Source organism: Kroppenstedtia guangzhouensis (assembly GCF_014637345.1).
Lineage (GTDB): Bacteria > Bacillota > Bacilli > Thermoactinomycetales > DSM-45169 > Kroppenstedtia > Kroppenstedtia guangzhouensis.
The window spans coordinates 105,947-123,660 of the sequence record NZ_BMEX01000003.1 but is presented as its reverse complement, the minus strand read 5'-3'; the positions used below and the strand labels follow the sequence as shown (position 1 = coordinate 123,660).

General features: G+C 53.0%; 20 protein-coding genes. 17 read left to right on the top strand and 3 right to left on the bottom strand.

Features of this window, described 5'->3' with window-relative positions; translation table 11 throughout:
* The first annotated feature begins 26 nt into the window (after window positions 1–26).
* Both IEV46_RS05125 and IEV46_RS05120 read left to right on the top strand, forming a co-directional pair.
* On the top strand, window positions 27–602 hold the full coding sequence (locus IEV46_RS05125) for a GNAT family N-acetyltransferase (protein ID WP_188430617.1): 576 nt from the start codon (window positions 27–29) through the stop codon (window positions 600–602).
* Between the two features lie 55 nt (window positions 603–657).
* The gene (locus tag IEV46_RS05120; protein WP_188430615.1) at window positions 658–969 is read left to right on the top strand and encodes a hypothetical protein; all 312 of its coding nucleotides are present in this window, start codon (window positions 658–660) and stop codon (window positions 967–969) included.
* A gap of 176 nt (window positions 970–1,145) precedes the next feature.
* Here IEV46_RS05120 and IEV46_RS05115 read toward each other — a convergent pair whose 3' ends face one another.
* From IEV46_RS05115 to IEV46_RS05105, 3 genes are read right to left on the bottom strand one after another with little or no spacing between them, the layout of a single operon-like run.
* Window positions 1,146–2,015, bottom strand: coding sequence for a diacylglycerol/lipid kinase family protein (locus IEV46_RS05115; RefSeq protein WP_188430613.1), 870 nt, complete (start codon window positions 2,013–2,015; stop codon window positions 1,146–1,148).
* Between the two features lie 4 nt (window positions 2,016–2,019).
* Window positions 2,020–2,799, bottom strand: coding sequence for an SDR family NAD(P)-dependent oxidoreductase (locus IEV46_RS05110; RefSeq protein WP_188430611.1), 780 nt, complete (start codon window positions 2,797–2,799; stop codon window positions 2,020–2,022).
* A gap of 13 nt (window positions 2,800–2,812) precedes the next feature.
* Window positions 2,813–3,904, bottom strand: a complete 1,092-nt coding sequence (locus IEV46_RS05105) for a class II aldolase/adducin family protein (protein ID WP_188430609.1) — start codon at window positions 3,902–3,904, stop codon at window positions 2,813–2,815.
* A 166-nt stretch (window positions 3,905–4,070) separates the two neighbouring features.
* Here IEV46_RS05105 and IEV46_RS05100 point away from each other — a divergent pair, with 166 nt between their 5' ends.
* From IEV46_RS05100 to sigF, 15 genes are all read left to right on the top strand, one after another.
* Window positions 4,071–5,219 carry a DUF3866 family protein gene (locus IEV46_RS05100; protein WP_188430608.1) on the top strand — a complete coding sequence of 383 codons (1,149 nt, stop codon included), beginning with the start codon at window positions 4,071–4,073 and terminating at the stop codon, window positions 5,217–5,219.
* Between the two features lie 180 nt (window positions 5,220–5,399).
* On the top strand, window positions 5,400–5,972 hold the full coding sequence (locus IEV46_RS05095) for an NUDIX domain-containing protein (RefSeq protein WP_308420272.1): 573 nt from the start codon (window positions 5,400–5,402) through the stop codon (window positions 5,970–5,972).
* Entirely contained in the window at window positions 5,969–7,177 is a 1,209-nt protein-coding gene (locus IEV46_RS05090; protein ID WP_188430603.1) for an endonuclease Q family protein, read from the top strand. The genes IEV46_RS05095 and IEV46_RS05090 overlap by 4 nt, the downstream gene beginning before the upstream one ends.
* A gap of 436 nt (window positions 7,178–7,613) precedes the next feature.
* Complete coding sequence (gene spoIIM / locus IEV46_RS05085; protein WP_188430602.1) at window positions 7,614–8,249, top strand: stage II sporulation protein M; 636 nt, start codon at window positions 7,614–7,616, stop codon at window positions 8,247–8,249.
* Window positions 8,250–8,350: 101 nt separating this feature from the next.
* Complete coding sequence (fur, locus tag IEV46_RS05080) at window positions 8,351–8,830, top strand: ferric iron uptake transcriptional regulator (RefSeq protein WP_188430599.1); 480 nt, start codon at window positions 8,351–8,353, stop codon at window positions 8,828–8,830.
* A 100-nt stretch (window positions 8,831–8,930) separates the two neighbouring features.
* Window positions 8,931–10,064 carry an alanine dehydrogenase gene (gene ald, locus IEV46_RS05075; RefSeq protein WP_188430597.1) on the top strand — a complete coding sequence of 378 codons (1,134 nt, stop codon included), beginning with the start codon at window positions 8,931–8,933 and terminating at the stop codon, window positions 10,062–10,064.
* A gap of 67 nt (window positions 10,065–10,131) precedes the next feature.
* Window positions 10,132–10,374 carry a YqzK family protein gene (locus IEV46_RS05070; protein ID WP_188430595.1) on the top strand — a complete coding sequence of 81 codons (243 nt, stop codon included), beginning with the start codon at window positions 10,132–10,134 and terminating at the stop codon, window positions 10,372–10,374.
* Window positions 10,375–10,426: 52 nt separating this feature from the next.
* Complete coding sequence (locus IEV46_RS05065; RefSeq protein ID WP_188431145.1) at window positions 10,427–11,632, top strand: phosphopentomutase; 1,206 nt, start codon at window positions 10,427–10,429, stop codon at window positions 11,630–11,632.
* Between the two features lie 28 nt (window positions 11,633–11,660).
* On the top strand, window positions 11,661–12,482 hold the full coding sequence (locus IEV46_RS05060) for a purine-nucleoside phosphorylase (protein WP_188431143.1): 822 nt from the start codon (window positions 11,661–11,663) through the stop codon (window positions 12,480–12,482).
* A gap of 35 nt (window positions 12,483–12,517) precedes the next feature.
* Window positions 12,518–13,345, top strand: coding sequence for a purine-nucleoside phosphorylase (locus IEV46_RS05055; protein ID WP_188430593.1), 828 nt, complete (start codon window positions 12,518–12,520; stop codon window positions 13,343–13,345).
* Window position 13,346: 1 nt separating this feature from the next.
* Window positions 13,347–14,666 carry a pyrimidine-nucleoside phosphorylase gene (locus IEV46_RS05050; protein ID WP_188430591.1) on the top strand — a complete coding sequence of 440 codons (1,320 nt, stop codon included), beginning with the start codon at window positions 13,347–13,349 and terminating at the stop codon, window positions 14,664–14,666.
* Window positions 14,667–14,771: 105 nt separating this feature from the next.
* Complete coding sequence (locus IEV46_RS05045; RefSeq protein ID WP_188430589.1) at window positions 14,772–15,959, top strand: D-alanyl-D-alanine carboxypeptidase family protein; 1,188 nt, start codon at window positions 14,772–14,774, stop codon at window positions 15,957–15,959.
* Between the two features lie 143 nt (window positions 15,960–16,102).
* A complete protein-coding gene (gene spoIIAA / locus IEV46_RS05040) occupies window positions 16,103–16,456 on the top strand; it encodes an anti-sigma F factor antagonist (protein ID WP_188430587.1) in 354 nt (117 codons plus the stop codon).
* Window positions 16,453–16,908, top strand: a complete 456-nt coding sequence (gene spoIIAB, locus IEV46_RS05035; RefSeq protein WP_188430585.1) for an anti-sigma F factor — start codon at window positions 16,453–16,455, stop codon at window positions 16,906–16,908. The genes spoIIAA and spoIIAB overlap by 4 nt, the downstream gene beginning before the upstream one ends.
* A gap of 9 nt (window positions 16,909–16,917) precedes the next feature.
* Complete coding sequence (gene sigF / locus IEV46_RS05030) at window positions 16,918–17,682, top strand: RNA polymerase sporulation sigma factor SigF (RefSeq protein WP_188430583.1); 765 nt, start codon at window positions 16,918–16,920, stop codon at window positions 17,680–17,682.
* Window positions 17,683–17,714: the final 32 nt, after the last annotated feature.

Genomic DNA, 17,714 nt, shown 5'->3' with positions numbered 1-17,714 from the left:
TTTTTTGGGGGGATGAGAAAAATGGGATGATTCAATCGCGCAAACAGCGATGCAAAGCAGGCTGTCTCCTCATCCGGAGTGCTGTCCCGGAGGATGCCGCCGCTCTTCTGAACCTCACCCGGTCTGTGATTGCGGAAGAGCGATACCAGGTGACGGAATTGAGTGAGTTCCGGACGACGGTGGAGCAGGAGGAGAAATGGATCAGGAAGATTTCTGACTCTCCGGACGGATTGTTGCTGGTGGCGGAAGCGAGGGGGGAGATTATAGGGATGTTGAACTTTCACAGAGAGAAAAAGAAACGCCTTCGTCATACCGGTTTTTTTGGAATGAGTGTGTGCAAAGAGTGGCGAGGCAATAAAGTGGGCTTCACCCTGCTGCGAACATTGTTGGACTGGGCCAAAGCCCATCGGGTTATCGAGAAGGTGTGTCTGGAGGTGCTGGCGGACAACGATGCGGCCATCGCTCTTTATCACCGGTTGGGCTTCCGAGAGGAGGGTCGGTGGATTCGACAAGTGAAGATGGGAGAAGGAAGATACATGGATCTGATTCAGATGGGGCGGTTTGTGGAGGAGAAAGAGCAAACTGCTGAACAGTCTGGATAGAATCCCCCTGTATTTCACACACTTTTAAAGATGGTGAGTGAAAGGGGATATCATTGTGAAGCGTCTGATGCAAGACGGGGTCAACCGGAGATACTCATTTTGTCCAAGTTGGTTGCATTTGAATCAGGTGGACCGATCACCCACCTCTGCCGTTCCCGTGAAGGAAGAAATGATTGACGACTTCAATTGGAAAATCAAAGGTCGAGAGGTTGGAGTTATATGGAGGTACACGCTCTGGAAGTGCACGGACTCGACGGGGAACATCCATTGGGTGGAAACCAGCCGTGGCACTTTGAACCTCTACTTTTTCTCCATTCCACTGATCGGCGAAGAGCGGGCTCTGTCCATCTCTCCTGATCCGGTTTGATGCTTTGATTTCCGATGGAGAAGTGGCCGTTTTGATAATGTACTGGCTATGAATATCCTTATGGATTATATGAGTGTGCTGCTGAAGCCGCATCAAAAGGAATTTGTGGCTGCAGGTAGAGCTGTCGCTTTCCTTGCAGCTTTTTACTTGCTGAAGACAGTCCATTCGTCAGGCTTTCACAAAACGGCCAAGGATCGGGGATAAATTTCGATGGACAGAGGGGTTTTTCCGATAATCTCTCCATCCGTATGGACGACAAGGGGTGGGTCGGAGCGGAGTGTGATCCGGCGTCCCTCCAGAAGGAGGACGGAAGGGTGGGAGGTATGTCCGCCTTTGTAGACGGAGGGAAAGAGTTTTATGAGCTCTCCTCTGGTCAACCCGTGAACGCAGCAGAGATCCAGGACTCCGTCATCATGGCGGGCGCCGGGGCAGATCTGCATGCCGCCGCCATAATTGGGTTGGTTGCAGATGGCCACCATCCACACTTGTTCAAAGGTTTGTTCGATTCCATCCGTCATCAACGTCACCCGAGCTGGTTGGAATTGTCTCAATGTCTGGAGAAAGCCGAACAAATATGCGAAGCGGCCAAGGCGTCTGCTGAAGGAAGATTGATTTACCAATTGTGCCACTTGCCCGTCAAATCCGATTCCTGCAAAGCCGATCAGGAATCGATTTCCAATCCGTGCGGTATCCATCTGTTGTATTTTGTTTTGGAGCACACGTTGCAAAGCTTTTTTCGGATGCAGTGGAATTCCTTGGGCTTTAGCAAAATCGTTTCCCGACCCTGCCGGAATATAGCCGAGGGGAATCTCCGAATCCACCAGTGCATTTCCCGCTTCATGTACTGTTCCATCCCCTCCTACCGCCACCACTGCCTGAATGTCGCGGCCGATCATCGACCGGATCAGTTTCACGGCATGACCGGGGGCGTTGGTAAAGTGGACCTCATAGGGGGTCTGATTTTGGATGAGCCAACTTTCCACCTTGGACCAGACCCGTCGTCCCCGGCCGTTGCCGGCTACCGGGTTGATGATGAAGACATACATAGGATCACACCTCGATATCCTGCTTTTTCCACGTTCCATACAGCAGTCGGTTCAGTTGCAGAAAAAGGCCGGGAGCCCACCGGCGCAGGCGCATCGCCCAGCTCAGGCTGTGGGGGATGACCCTCATACGGGGACGGTCGATCAACTTTAGGGCATGGCGGGCGACAGTGTTGGCATCCAACAGTTGCCGGGCAATCAAAGGCGGAAATAACCTGGAAGGATCTCTATCGCAAAAGAAGGGGGTTTGCACAGGTCCTGGACACAGAACCCCCACCTGGATCACGGGGGCATACTCCAGGTGGAGTGACTCTGAAAATCCGACCAGAGCAAATTTGGAGGCGACGTAGGCGGCCAGATTGGGACTTCCGGAAAGTCCCGCCACCGAGGCGATGTTTACCACCCGGCCCCCGCCCCGCTCCAACATATGGGGAAGAAGGGTCAGAGTCATGCGAACCGCCCCAAGGTAGTTAGTCTCCATCATCGCCTGGTAATCAGAAAGTGGAATTTGAAGGGCTCCGCCAAAGCGGCCGAATCCGGCGTTATTGATCAGTACATCCACCTGTTGGTGGCGCTGGATGATTTGGTCTGTCAAGTTTTCCACTTCTTGTTGGCGGGTTACGTCACAAGTGAATACTTCTCCAGTTCCCAGCTCTTCTCTCAGATGGTGGAGAGATCGTTCGTTTCGGGCCACCAGCAGGGGAAAATCCCCTCTGGCAACCAGTTCCCGTGCGATTTCCTTGCCGATGCCGCTGGAAGCCCCGGTGATCAAAACTTTTCGTGTCATTTGAACCCCCCGTTCACGTCATCGGGACCTGGGGGAGAATGTTGCCGTCAATCCGTTCAAAGATATCATCCAGACTCCGTCCGGTGATCGTCAATCCGTGGTTTTTCAATCCTACCACCGCACGGGAAGGATCCTCCGCTTTCCGGATCTGATCTGCCACCGCTTCCGCCAGTTGTACTGTGCCGCAAGGAAAGTTGATTTCTGTCGAAGGCACCCCGTCCATCCAGGCATGTATATGGATAATGGCCCCCACCTCAGGATGTTCCGTATAGATCATCCAGTGTTCAATTGCATCGACGGAAGCCCGTTTGGGTTCGATATGAGGAGGTACGCTGATTTCCATAGCCGGGGTGGTTTCATCAAAGCCTTTGATCAACAGAATGTCCCGTCCGATTTGGTGGAGGTTGCCTTTATTGACTCCGCGTGCGCTCATCCAGAATTGGTTTTCTTCTCTGCGTGCGCTCAGATTTCCATAGCTGAGACCGCCGATTCCGTATAATCGTTGGATATGCCGATAATCTTTGGGAGGCAAGAGCTCCTGGATCGGGAAAGGGGCGGGCAGCAAGTTCATCTTATCCAGTTTTTTGCCGGCCCGGTGAATGTCCCGGGTGATTCCGTCCCCTTCCCACAATGGTTCCGGGAGATCGGGAAAAAAGGTGTTATCGATGACCAATTGTGAGGTGGCCAAAGGCTGCAACCGCTCAAACACCTCTTGAAAGTAACCTTCTGTACCGAAGGTTTCCTTTACAGGGTAACACCCCTGTTCCAAGGTGATAAAATAGGTTTCCGGTTCCTTGTTGCCGGTGGAAAGATAGATCATCAGGTTCCCGAGGGAACGGATCAGAACAGGGTACGCTGTATGTAAAATATTGTTTGTCTGTGGTTTGCCTTCGGCCACTGTCACAACAAATGTTCCTTTTCCACTCCGGCGAAAATGACGGGGGGAGGCCGCATCAACAAAATTGAAGACCAGCTGGATCTCTGGCGGGATTTCCTCATCCAACTGATGATACCCGTTGGTTTCCATTTCCCGTTGCAATCCGGAAGCAAACTCTTTCAAAAAGGAGGATTGATCCCGGGGTCCGGTCATTGCGAAGGTATTCATCTTATTCATCCCTCCTGAGATACCAATGTTTGTTTTTTATTTTTCCCTATAAACCCAAAATATACCTAAAATGAACCGACTCGTTGTCTTGCAGTATCATCCATGCAGCATAAACCTGGGAGCTTGCGCATACTCCCTTTCCGAAGGAAGAAAAGGGGGAATTGATGTGATTATTTGGAGACAAGGGACGGTTCTTAGGGTGGTGGAGGAAGAGACTAAGGTGCAATGGTTGGAAGTGAGAGGGGAGGAGGGAAAAGAGGAAACGGCGGTTCATTATCCATTCCTGTTTGGACGGTGTAAACCGGGAGATCGGGTGTGGCTTAACACCACCGCGGTCCGGTTGGGTCTGGGGACTGGTGGGGTCCACTTTGTGGCGGGTCTGGTGGATCGTCCACCCAAGCCGGAACCGGTGCAGGGTCACATGATGAAATTGCGTTACACCCCCTGGCAGGTGGCCTTGGCGACCGGAGAAGAGCCGGGGAGCCGTCATTCCAACATTCTGAAAGAAAGGCGCTCACTAGAGGGTGCACCGGTTTTGATCGGGGAGTTGCACAGCATGTTGCCTGTGGTTGTAACCACTTGGCGGGGCTTGGCTAGCAGTGACAAACTGCCCCGCATCGTCTATGTGATGACGGACGGCGGCGCTCTTCCGGCCCCCTTCAGCCGTCACATTCAGACGTTGAAAGGGATTGGCTGGCTGACGGGTACAGTCACCTGTGGCCATGCTTTCGGAGGGGATCTGGAAGCGGTCAATCTCTACTCCGGGCTGTTGTTGGCCCGTCATGCCCTGAAAGCGGATCTGATCTTTGTATCCATGGGACCGGGAATCGTCGGGACCGGGACTCCTTTCGGCTTTTCAGGCGTGGAGCAGGGGCAAGCGGTCAACGGGGTTCACAGTCTGCAGGGGCTGCCTGTGGTGATCCCCCGGATCCAATCAGTGGATCCGAGAAGACGACATCTCGGATTGAGCCATCACACGGTGACCAACCTCGCGTCGGTGGCGCTGGCCCCTGCGGTGGTTCCCTTTCCGCAGCCTTTGCCCGAAGAGATTCTTGGAGAGATCAAGACGTTGCGGGAGCGTTGCGGGGTGCGCCACCACTGGTTGGATGTTCCCATCACCGTCGGAGAAGTGGAAGACCGTCTCCTGGATTATCCGAAGAAGATCCGCAGTATGGGGCGCGGCATCCAGGAGGATCCGCTTTTCTACCGGACCATCTCCGCTTCGGCTATTGTTGCCTTTCAACTGTGGAAACTGATCGATTCCGGCTGGACTGCCGCCGACGCAACAGCTCATCTAATGTCCCTTGGTGTCTAGACCATTGCCGTAGCCAGGCCCGTACCTGCCAGCCTTTCCCTATGATCCGAAGCTGTCTTTCCCCCAGCTCCACTTTCATTTTCCCACCTCCGGTTCACTGATTTGCCACCAGTTTATCTGGGGAGAAGGAAGATTATACCTGCCTATTTTCGGCGGCGATGACGACATCGTGTATAATGGATGCGGAGGACAAAGGAGGCGCTGAAGTTGAGCAGACTGGAAGAGAAAACGATCCAAAGTCATACCATCTTTGAGGGCCGGGTGATTCGGGTGGAGCTGGATGAAGTGGGACTGCCCAACGGTAAAACCTCCACCCGGGAATTGGTCAGGCATCCCGGGGCGGTCTCAGTGCTGGCTGTCACGGAGAAAGGGAAGATCGTCTTGGTGCGGCAGTACCGGAAACCCTTGGAAAAGGAGATTCTCGAATTACCCGCAGGCAAGCTGGAGCCGGGAGAGAATCCCGCAGAATGCGCTCTGCGGGAGCTGGAGGAAGAGACTGGATACCGGGCGGAGGCATTGAGACATCTGGTCTCCTTTTACACTTCTCCCGGGTTTGCGGACGAGCTGTTGCACCTGTATGAGGCTCAGGGGGTGTCAGAGGGTACCTTTCAACCCGATGAGGATGAATTTGTGGAACGGGTAGAGCTGACTCTGGAAGAAGCCTTTGAGCGGATGGAGTCCGGGGAGATCTGTGATGCCAAGACCGTGACCGCTCTTTATATACTGCAAGGCCGGGAGCAGAGTACCCGATGAACCTGAAGCCGATCTTTGCCGACCTCCATATCCACATCGGCCAAACCGAAGATGGACTCCCTGTGAAAATCACCGGTGCCCGCAATCTCACCTTTGACAATATTGTTCAAGAAGCGTCTCACCGCAAAGGAATCCGCATGATCGGCATCATCGACGCTCATTCACCGCCGGTACAAAAAGAGATCGCCCGCAATCTGGATGAAGGACGTTATGAATCCCTGGCCGGAGGAGGCATCCGTTACCGGGATACCACCGCGATTCTCGGCGTGGAGATCGAAGTAAGGGAGAGGGGAGAAGGTGCGGCCCATCTTCTCGCTTATTTTCCGAACTTGGATACGATGCGTGCCTTCAGCGGTTGGATGTCCCGTTTTGTAAAAAACATGCAGTTGTCCACTCAACGCTTTCACGGATCTCTGCGGGATTTGGAAGGAAAAGTGGCGGACTTGGGCGGGCTGCTGGTGCCGGCCCATGTGTTTACCCCCTTTAAGAGTGTGTACGGCAGTGCGGTCGACCGGATGTCCGATCTGTTGGATCTGGACCAATTGGCCGGAGTGGAGCTGGGCTTATCCTCTGATTCCGACATGGCCGACCGGATTTCGGAGCTGGAACGGTTTACCTTCCTTACCAACTCCGATGCCCATTCACTTCCGAAAATCGGTCGGGAGTACAATGAGCTCCTGATTTCTGAGCCTACTTTTCTTGAACTGAAACGGGCTCTCTACCGTCAGGAGGGGCGACGGGTACTGGCCAATTACGGACTAGATCCCAAGTTGGGGAAATATCATCGGACGCGTTGTCTCAATTGCGAAGAATTTCTTTCCCTGACAGTTTCCGGCCGTTGCAAATACTGCGGAAGCACCAAAGTGGTACGGGGAGTGTCGGACCGGATCAATCAGCTGGCCGACCGTCCGACACACCACCCGGATCACCGGGCTCCCTATATTTATCAGGTCCCTTTGGAATTCATCCCCAAGCTGGGACCCAAGACTCTGCAAAAATTGCTCAATCGGTTCGGGACAGAAATGGAGATCCTGCACCGGGCCCCGCTGGGGGAGATTGCGGAATTGGCGGGAGCATCGGTGGCGAATTATATCCGCCTCGCCAGGGAACGGCGTCTGGAGTTTGAAGAAGGAGGCGGCGGCACCTACGGCCGGATCCGGTCGCTAGGGAAAGATCGGGGTGTGTCCGGTGATTCAAGTGTCTGAAGGATATGCGGTATCATCCGGTCTACCCCAAACAAAACCGGCCCGGCCCGGGATATGATTTATCAGACAACTCCTAGTACTACCTTGAGCCTTACTTTAAGAGTGTCAATCGATGTCGAACATAGTCTGTATTGTGGGTGTGGAGCGAGCTCCAAAAGCAGAATCACTGTCTGTTTTCAATTGACTCGGGACAACATTCGACATTTTCTTGAGTAAAATTCATCAACACTCAAAGCAGTACTAGGAGCGTTATGAAAAAGTCGTTCACAGGGAGGGTTGGGTTTCACATGGAGTGATTTTGGCAGTTCAGAACAACGAAAAGGTCATGTGAAACCCAATCCGGACCGACTCGGCCGGCACTCATTCTCAATGCTTCTAGTCTATCTTTCCTGATCCACTCATAGAGATAGAGTGAGTGGACAAGGAGGGATCCGAGATGAGGAAGAAGGGAATCCGCCATACGTTGCGGTTGCATGTGGAGAGCCAGATGTCTCTGTATCTGTTTGTGGGCGTGCTGTTTATGATGGGTGTGATCTTCGGGGCGGTGATCGTCAACACACTGTCCCCGGTTCAAAAGGAAAACCTTATCGGCTATCTGGGACACTTTTTCAATGGACTGGATGATAATGGAATCTCCGATCCGAAAATCGCCTTTCAACACTCACTCGGGGGACATTTTAAAACCCTGGGACTGATGTGGATCCTGGGGATATCCGTAATCGGGATCCCCTTTGTCTTCGTCCTCATGTTTTTGAAGGGTTTGGTGATCGGTTTTACTGTCGGTTTTCTGGTGAACCAGCTTTCCTGGGAGGGGCTGTGGTTTTCACTGTCTGCAGTGGTGCCGCAAAATCTGTTGGTTGTCCCGGCACTGACGGTGGTCGCGGTAAGTGGAACGGCTTTCTCCGTGTTATTGGCCAAAAATCGGTTAATTCAGCGCAGAGGAACGATCTACCCGCAATTTTTATCCTACTCGATCTTGGTGACGCTCATGGCGTGCATTCTGGTGGTGGCCTCCCTGTTTGAGGCCTATGTATCTCCCGTGCTGATGCGAATGGCGGTGCCCCATCCCTGACAGATTAAAATCTTTATTAAATGATATTTTTTATCGGTTGAATTGACTTCCTTGTTCTCCCTCTTCTATAATGAGATCAGGAGTGCAGGGGGGTGTTCCAGATGGAAAAGCGTGTAAAACAGATTAAACAGCAGCTTTCTGCTCACAATTACAAGCTGACCCCCCAACGGGAAGCAACGGTCCGTGTTCTGTTGGAGAACGAAGAGGACCATCTGAGCGCGGAGGATGTCTACCTGTTGGTGAAGGAGAAGGCGCCGGAGATCGGCCTGGCCACAGTCTATCGTACCCTGGAGCTCCTCAGCGATCTCCAGGTGATCCACAAGTTGAATTTCGGTGACGGCGTCACCCGATATGAATTTCGTGCCGAGGGGGCTGAACATCATCATCACCACCTGATCTGCCTCCATTGCGGCACCGTGGATGAAATCATCGATGATTGGCTCGGTCCGATTGAAAGGCGGGTGGAGGAAGAGTTTAATTTTCAGATAGTGGATCACCGGTTGACTTTTCACGGGGTCTGTCACCGGTGCAAAAACGAAGTCAAGGATCCCAAAAAGTTGGTTGGTTCCAAGGTGACGTGAGATCCGGGATGATCTCGCGTTTTTTGTTGCCCAAAACCGAAAGCGGTATGAAGTTGGATTGGCAAGTGGTATGATATGATTGGAAAAGGAGGAGTGCATCATGATTATTGGAGTTCCCAAAGAGATAAAAGATAACGAAAACCGAGTGGCGATCACTCCTGCGGGAGTGGACGCACTGGTGGGAGCCGGTCATGAGGTTCTGATCCAAAAAGGGGCCGGTATTGGCAGCGGTTTCCCGGATGAGGCCCTTTCGGAACACGGAGCGAAAATCATGGACAGCGCGGAAGAGGTCTGGGGTTCTGCGGAGATGATCCTGAAGGTAAAAGAGCCCCAAGCTTCGGAGTTCCAATATTTTCGTGAGGGGTTGATCCTGTTTACTTATCTTCACTTGGCTCCGGAACCGGAATTGACCCGGGCCTTGATGGAGAAAAAAGTGACCGCGATCGCCTATGAAACAATTCAGTTGGATAACGGGGCCCTTCCTTTGCTGACTCCCATGTCGGAAGTGGCAGGACGTATGTCTGTTCAAATCGGAGCACAATTCCTGGAAAAGCCGAAAGGTGGGAAAGGGGTTCTTCTCGGCGGGGTTCCGGGTGTTCTTCCCGGTGAGGTCGTCATTATCGGGGGTGGAATCGTCGGAACCAATGCGGCCAAGATCGCCCTGGGTCTCGGGGCCAATGTGACAATCATCGATCTCAACCCGGACCGTCTGCGGCAACTGGATGATATTTTTCATGGGCAGGTTCGGACATTGATGTCCAATCCCTTCAATATCGGACAAGCTGCCAAAAAAGCCGACCTCCTGATCGGGGCGGTCCTGATTCCCGGTCGGCGTGCCCCGCGCTTGGTGACGGAAGAAATGGTCAAGGAGATGAGCCCCGGTTCCGTGATCGTCGATGTGGCGATCGACCAAGGCGGCTCCATCGAAACCAGCGACCGGGTGACCACCCACAGTGACCCGACCTATGTAAAACACGGTGTGGTTCATTATGCCGTGGCCAACATCCCGGGAGCAGTGGCTCGTACATCCACCTATGCACTTACCAATGTGACGATTCCTTATGCGCTGGAGATTGCCAACCGGGGATTGGAGAAGTCTCTGCAGCAAAACCATCCCCTTGCCCGGGGGGTCAATGTGATGGACGGGATCATCACCTATCGAGCGGTTGCGGAGGATTTGAACCTTCCATATCAATCTCTTGATGAGCTGATGGGTCGGGCCATTCTGGGTTAAAGTGGACATAGGGCCGTCTCTCTTCCCATAAGATAAAGGTAAAAGAGATGGGAAAGGACGGGGTTTGATGATTATCCCGCTCCGTCGGTTGGCGGCATGGGCCAAGTTTTTAATCCTTTTTGTGATCCTGACCCTGGTTTTGTATGAAGCCATTTCCATCCTGTCACAATGGATGCAACCAACCCATCGATACGGGGAGCCGAAGGGACGTGCGGTCAAAGTGATGGCCCCCTCGGAAAAACCGAGTGGACGGGGGGATTTGGCAGATATAACGGATCGCCTCCGCATGTTTTATTGGTTGGGCGAATAAGCCTTTTCTTCACCGCTTGGGGATCCCTTGAGCGGCCTTTTTTTTGAGACGGATGACAGGGGTGAGACGCGTGAAGAGATTTGATCGAATCGCTTTGATCGTGTTGGACAGCGTGGGCATCGGAGCCTTGCCCGATGCGGAACAATTCGGTGATGAGGGAGTTCATACCATGGGCCATATCGCGGAAGTCAGGGGGCTGAATCTTCCTCATCTCGCCGGTTTGGGGTTGTCCAATATTGAACCGATTCCTGGAATCAGTCCAGCGGACCGGCCCAAGGCCCATTATGGAAAAATGGCGGAGGTTTCCGCCGGCAAGGATACGACTACCGGACATTGGGAATTGATGGGTGTACATACTTCGATCCCATTCAAAACTTACCCACAAGGTTTTCCCGAAGAGTTGATCCAAGCCTTTGAACAACGGATCGGACGCAAAGTGTTGGGAAATAAACCGGCCTCCGGGACGGCAATCATCGAGGAGCTGGGAGAGAAACATATGGAGTCGGGGGATGTGATCGTATATACATCGGCAGACAGTGTCTTTCAGATTGCAGCCCATGAAGAGATCATCCCCCTGAATGAGTTGTATCGGATTTGCGAGGTTGCACGGGAACTGACCATGGATGAACGGTTTGCCGTGGTCCGGGTGATTGCCCGTCCCTTCACCGGCCGGCCGGGGAGTTTTGAACGGACCGCCGACCGGAGGGATTATTCCGTCAAACCACCGCGACCGACAGTGATGAACTTTTTGCAACAGGCGGGTCTGGATGCGATCGGCATCGGCAAGATTTCGGATATTTACGCCGGCGAAGGGATCACCCGCTCCGTTACAACTGAAAATAATATGGACGGAGTGGACAAACTGTCGGAGGTTTTGAAAGAAAACTGGACCGGGCTGGCTTTTATCAATCTGGTCGATTTTGACTCCAAATACGGACATCGACGGGATCCGGAGGGATACGGACAGGCGTTGGAGGATTTTGACCGTCGGTTGCCGGAGATTCTGGAGTTGATCCGGCCGTCTGATCTCCTGATCATCACGGCAGATCACGGAAATGATCCCACATACACCGGAACCGATCACACCCGGGAATATGTCCCTCTCTTTGTATGGGGGCCGTCGTTGTCGGAGACAGGAAGGTCCCTCGGGGTTCGGAAAACTTTTTCCGATGTGGGGGCCACCATAGCGGACAATTTCGGGGTGCAGATGCCGGATTACGGAACTTCATTTCTGTCCGAATTACAATACCGGAGATAAGGAGAGAGGAGATCTCAAGATGGAATCCATGCTGCAGAAAACGGAACAGGCTGCACAAATGATCCGCAGACGGATCAGTAAAAAGCCGAAAATCGGGTTGGTACTCGGCTCCGGTCTGGGGATCCTGGCGGAGGAGATCGAAAGTCCGGAAACCGTTGGTTACGGGGAGATTCCCCATTTTCCAGTCTCCACAGTGGAAGGTCATGCGGGTCGGTTGGTAATGGGTCATTTGGAATCCCAACCGGTGGTGGCGATGCAGGGGCGGTTTCATTTTTACGAGGGGTATGGGATGCAGGAGGTGACCTTTCCGATCCGCGTGATGAAATCCCTGGGGGTGGAGACGTTGGTCGTCACCAATGCCGCCGGCGGCATCCACACCGGCTTTGAAGCGGGGGATCTGATGTTGATCCGGGATCATCTCAATCTGATGTTTACCAATCCGCTGATCGGCCCCAACCATCCCGAATGGGGTGTCCGGTTCCCCGATATGTCGGAAGCATATGATCCCCTGTACCGGCAATTGGCCAAACGGGTGGCGGAGGCTCAGGGGATCATCTTGCGGGAGGGAATCTATGCCGGACTGACCGGACCTTCCTATGAAACGCCCGCCGAGATCCGCATGCTCCGAAAGATGGGAGCGGATGCCGTCGGCATGTCTACCGTTCCCGAAGTGATCGTGGCCAGACACGGGGGGATGCGGGTCATCGGTATTTCCTGTATCTCCAACATGGCTGCGGGAATCCTGCCCCAACCTCTCAGTCACAATGAGGTAATGGAGACGGCTGAACGGGTAAAGCCCCGCTTCACCCGGCTGGTGAAAGGGTTGATCAAGGAGATTCGATCGGTCTGAAGGGGATCAAAAACAAAGGGAAGGGGATCCATACATTGGAGCAAAAAATGGAACGGATTGCAGAAGCAAAGGAAACCATTGAGAAAAAAACGAATCACCGTCCGACCATCGGAATGATCCTGGGTTCCGGACTGGGGGATTTGGCCCGGGATCTCGAGGCTGCTGACTATATTCCTTATGACGAGATTCCTCACTTCCCTCAATCCACAGTGGAAGGTCATGCGGGCAGATTGGTCATCGGCTGTCTGTCCGGAAAAACGGTGGTGGCGATGGAGGGGCGTTTCCATTTTTATGAGGGATATACCCAGCAGGAAGTGGTATTTCCCATCTATGTGATGAAATCCTTCGGTGTGAAAAGCTTGGTGGCCACCAATGCCTGTGGCGGGATGAATGCTTCCTTTCAGGCAGGGGATCTGATGTTGATTGAGGATCATATCAATTTCACAGGAGCCAATCCCCTGATCGGTCCCAATGAGGATCGCTTGGGCCCCCGTTTTCCCGATATGTCGGAGGCCTATGACCGGGAATTGATCCAATTGGCCCGGGAAGTGGCTGAGGAGCAGGGAATCCGTCTGCAACAGGGAGTATACGCAGGGGTTAGCGGGCCCTCCTATATGACCCCGGCCGAATTGATCATGCTTCGCAACCTGGGAGGGGATACCGTCGGTATGTCGACGGTGCCGGAGGTGATTGCAGCCCGTCATGCAGGTCTGAAGGTGCTGGGGATCTCCTGTATCACGGATATGGCCATTGGAGAGGAGCTGGAACCTCTGACTCATGAACAGGTGGTGGAGGTGGCCAACCGAACAAAACCCCGATTTATCGGGTTGGTAAAAGGAATCCTGGCCCGGATGGAGGGATAAGATGGAGGCAGTGGAACTGATCCGGAAAAAGCGGGATGGACAGGTGCTTACTTCCCAGGAGATCCGGTTTCTGATTCAGGGATATCACCAAGGAAACATCCCTGACTACCAGATGTCCGCCTGGGCCATGGCTGTCCGGATCCGCGGGATGAACGCCCGGGAGACGGTGGATTTGACCATGGAAATGGTTCGATCCGGCGAGGAGGTTGATCTCTCTGCGATTGAAGGAATCAAAGTGGACAAACACAGCACAGGGGGTGTGGGGGACACCACCACGCTGGTGCTGGCTCCCCTGGTGGCAGCGGCCGGGGTGCCGGTGGCCAAACTGTCCGGGCGTGGTCTCGGTCATACTGGGGGAACAATAGACAAATTGGAGTCTTTTTCGGGGTTTGAAACAGCTTTATCCACAACAGACTTTGTCCGGCAGGTCAATGAGTTGGGTGTAGCTGTGATGGGACAAACTGCTGATCTCACCCCGGCCGACAAGAAGCTGTACGCCCTTCGGGATGTCACCGCCACGGTGGATTCCATCCCTCTGATCGCCAGTTCCATTATGAGCAAAAAGATCGCTGCCGGTGCCGATGCTGTTGTCCTGGATGTTAAAACCGGAAGCGGGGCGTTTATGAAAGAGGAAAAGAAGGCACTTGAGCTGGCCCGGTCGATGGTGGAAATCGGCCATCGAATCGGGCGGCGGACCGTGGCAGTGATCAGTGATATGAGTCAACCGTTGGGATATGCGGTGGGAAATGCTTTGGAAGTGAAGGAAGCGATTGAAACTTTGAAAGGCGACGGCCCCCGGGATCTGACGGAACTTTGTCTGACCTTGGGGGGACAGATGGTGACCTTGGCTCAAAGGGCGGCATCACCAAAGGAGGCTGAGGAGAAGCTCAAGGCAGCCATCGATGATGGTTCGGCTCTGGAGTATTTCCGCCGGTTTGTAAAGGCGCAAGGAGGAGACGCCCGGGCGGTGGATGAGCCGGATCGACTTCCGCAATCTCCGGTGCAATTGCCCGTGGAATCTCCCGACTACGGGGTAGTGACAGCATTGGATGCGGAGGCGATCGGTTTGTGTGCCATGCAGCTGGGTGCCGGTCGAAAGACTAAAGATGCTCCCATCGATTACGGTGTCGGGGTGCTTCTGCGTAAGAAAATCGGGGATGTCGTGCATAAAGGGGAAACGTTGGCCATCCTTCACGCCAACAACAGAGAAGAGGCAGAAACCGTGCGGGAACGTTTCCTTAACGCGGTCACTCTTGGAAATCAACCAGTGACGCCTCCACTCCTGGTTCGGGAATTGGTTACAGATGTGAAGGCTGAATAAGTTTAATTTTCTCCGGGTATTTGCCCGGTTTTTCTTTTTGTCATATATGGAATAATCATCCTCCCCTCCGCTCACAATAAAGGTAGAGAAGGAGGGGAAGCCTCGATGCGAGCACGTTTGTGTGTGTGGGTTCTGTTGTTGTGTCTGCCCATTGTGGCAAGTCCCACCCCCGTGTGGGCGGCAGAAGATGGGTTGGCACCCAGTTCAAAATCGGCTATTTTGGTCGATGCGGATACCGGAACCGTGTTGTATGAAAAAAACAGCCGGGAAAAACTGCCGCCGGCAAGCATCACCAAAATCATGACGATGCTGTTGGTGATGGAAGCGTTGGAGAAAGGCAAGATCTCCTATGAAGATCAAGTGCGTACCAGTGAATACGCCTCCTCCATGGGAGGGTCCCAGATTTTTCTGGAAACAGACGAAGTTATGAAACTGGAAGATCTGTTAAAAGCGGTGGCGGTCGGAAGTGCCAATGATGCTTCGGTGGCCCTCGCCGAACATTTGGCGGGTACGGAAGGGCGGTTTGTGGAAATGATGAACCGGCGGGCGGAAGAGTTGGGCATGAAAGACACCCGGTTTCAAAACCCCAATGGTCTTCCAGCACCTGATCATTATTCCACGGCGAAGGATATCGCGATCATGTCCCGCGAGTTGCTCAAACATCGGGAAATAACCAGATTTACAAAAATCTATGAGGATTATTTGCGCAAGGACAGTAAAAAGCCTTTTTGGTTGGTGAATACCAACAAACTGGTGAAGTTTTACGAAGGATTGGACGGTCTTAAAACAGGATATACAGGGGAAGCGGGATTTTGTCTGGCTGCCACTGCCAAGCGCCGGGATTTGCGGGCGATTGCTGTGGTTATGGGTGAACCGGATGTCAAGGCTCGAAACCGGGAAATCACCCGCATGCTGGATTTTGCATTCAATCAATACGCCAACCGGGTGATTTACAAACCGGGTCAACTGATCGGAAGACTTCAGGTGGATAAAGGGGAAAAAAACATGATCGAGGTGCGTTCCCCCCAACAGTTCAGCGTGTTGATGAAAAAAGGAGAGAATCCCGGCGATTATCGGACGAAAATTCGATGGGAAAAGCTGAAGGCACCGGTCAGGAGAGGGCAGTTTTTGGGAGCTGTGGAAGTGGAGAAAAACGGAAAAACAGTGGCCCGGATGGAGTTGGTTTCCGCCCGGGAGATCCCCAAAGCGGGAATATGGACCATAATGAAGCGAACTGCCAGGAAGATGTTTTTTATTCCGGATGAAACACCTGCCGCAGACCCCGGAACTTAAGACCGATTCCGCCCCGATGGGCGGAATCGGTTTTGTCGGTCTTTCCCGGTTTTCTTCTATTTTTGTCAGTTAGGAGGAACCCCTTTTGGAAACGTAGAAATGAAAAGCAACGGTGTTTTACAGAAGGACAGGGGGGAAAAGAGATGAGCCTGCATGTGGAGATTTCACATCAGCGAGATGTACTTCTCGTGCGTCTGGACGGGGAGTTGGATCATCACTCCGCGACAGAAGTGCGGGAGCGAATTGACCGGGAATGGTCCAAAGGAATTTATGGACATCTAGTGTTAAACTTATCCAAACTCACCTTTATGGACAGTTCGGGACTTGGTGTGATCCTGGGTCGATATCGCAGAATATCCGAAATGGATGGAAAAATGGTTCTCTGTGCTGTCCAACCGTCCATACACCGCTTGTTTGAGCTATCGGGGATGTTAAAAATTCTGCCCTTTTGCGAAGATGAGCAAACAGCTCTCAATGTCTGTGGGGTGGCATCATGAGCACCATACATACCAATTTTATGGAGACGAGGTTTGCCAGCCGATCGGAAAACGAATCCTTCGCCAGGGTGGCGGTGGCCTCTTTTGTCTCCCAACTGGATCCGACCATGGAAGAGTTGACCGATATCAAGACTGTGGTTTCCGAAGCGGTTACCAATGCGATTATTCACGGTTACGAGGAGAGGACAGACGGTGAGATTACGATCCGGACTGAAATCGACGGGAACCGGATCAGCATCCAGATTGAGGACCAAGGGGTGGGCATTGCGGATGTGGACAGGGCGCGTCAACCTCTCTTCACCTCTAAGCCGGAACTGGAACGTTCCGGGATGGGCTTCACTATCATGGAAAATTTTATGGATCAAGTGGAAGTCCTCTCTGCCGAAGGGAAGGGAACGAGTGTCCGTATGGTGAAAGATTTGAAAACCCACCGACAGGCTGTTGGAAACTGAGGGTGGACTATGGAGTCTGATGTGCGCAATTCCCGCCATAAGCATCTGTCGGATAAAGAAGTGAAAGACCTGATCCAAAAAAGTCAAAAAGGGGACACGGAGGCACGGGATCGACTGGTTCAGCATAACATCCGGCTGGTGTGGTCCGTGGTGCAACGTTTTCTGAACCGGGGCTATGAAGCGGAAGATCTATTTCAAATCGGTTGTATCGGTCTTTTGAAAGCCGTGGATAAATTCGACCTCGCTTATGATGTAAAGTTTTCCACCTATGCTGTGCCGATGATTATCGGAGAGATCCAACGTTTTCTGAGGGATGACGGCATGGTGAAGGTAAGCCGTTCTCTCAAGGAGCTGTCTAACCGAATTCGAAAAGTCAAAGATGAATTGACCAAAGGGTTGGGTCGCTCCCCGACCATCCAGGAGCTGTCCGATGAGATCGGGGTGACGCCGGAAGAGATCGTTTTTGCCCAGGAAGCAAGCCGTACCCCCACTTCCATCCATGAGACAGTTTATGAGAATGACGGGGATCCGATCACTTTGATAGATCAGATTGCCGATGATGAGGAAGAAGGCTGGTTTGACCGAATGGCCCTGAAAGAGGCGATCCGTCAGTTGGAAGAAAGAGAGCGTTTGATCGTATATCTCCGGTTCTTCAAGGATCAGACTCAGTCGGAAGTGGCACAACGGCTGGGAATTTCCCAGGTTCAGGTCTCCCGTTTGGAAAAAAAGATCATTCGCCGCATGCGGGATGCCATCGATGACGGCGAAGTTTGAGGAAAGGCTTGCACCCTCCAGAGGGTGGCCTT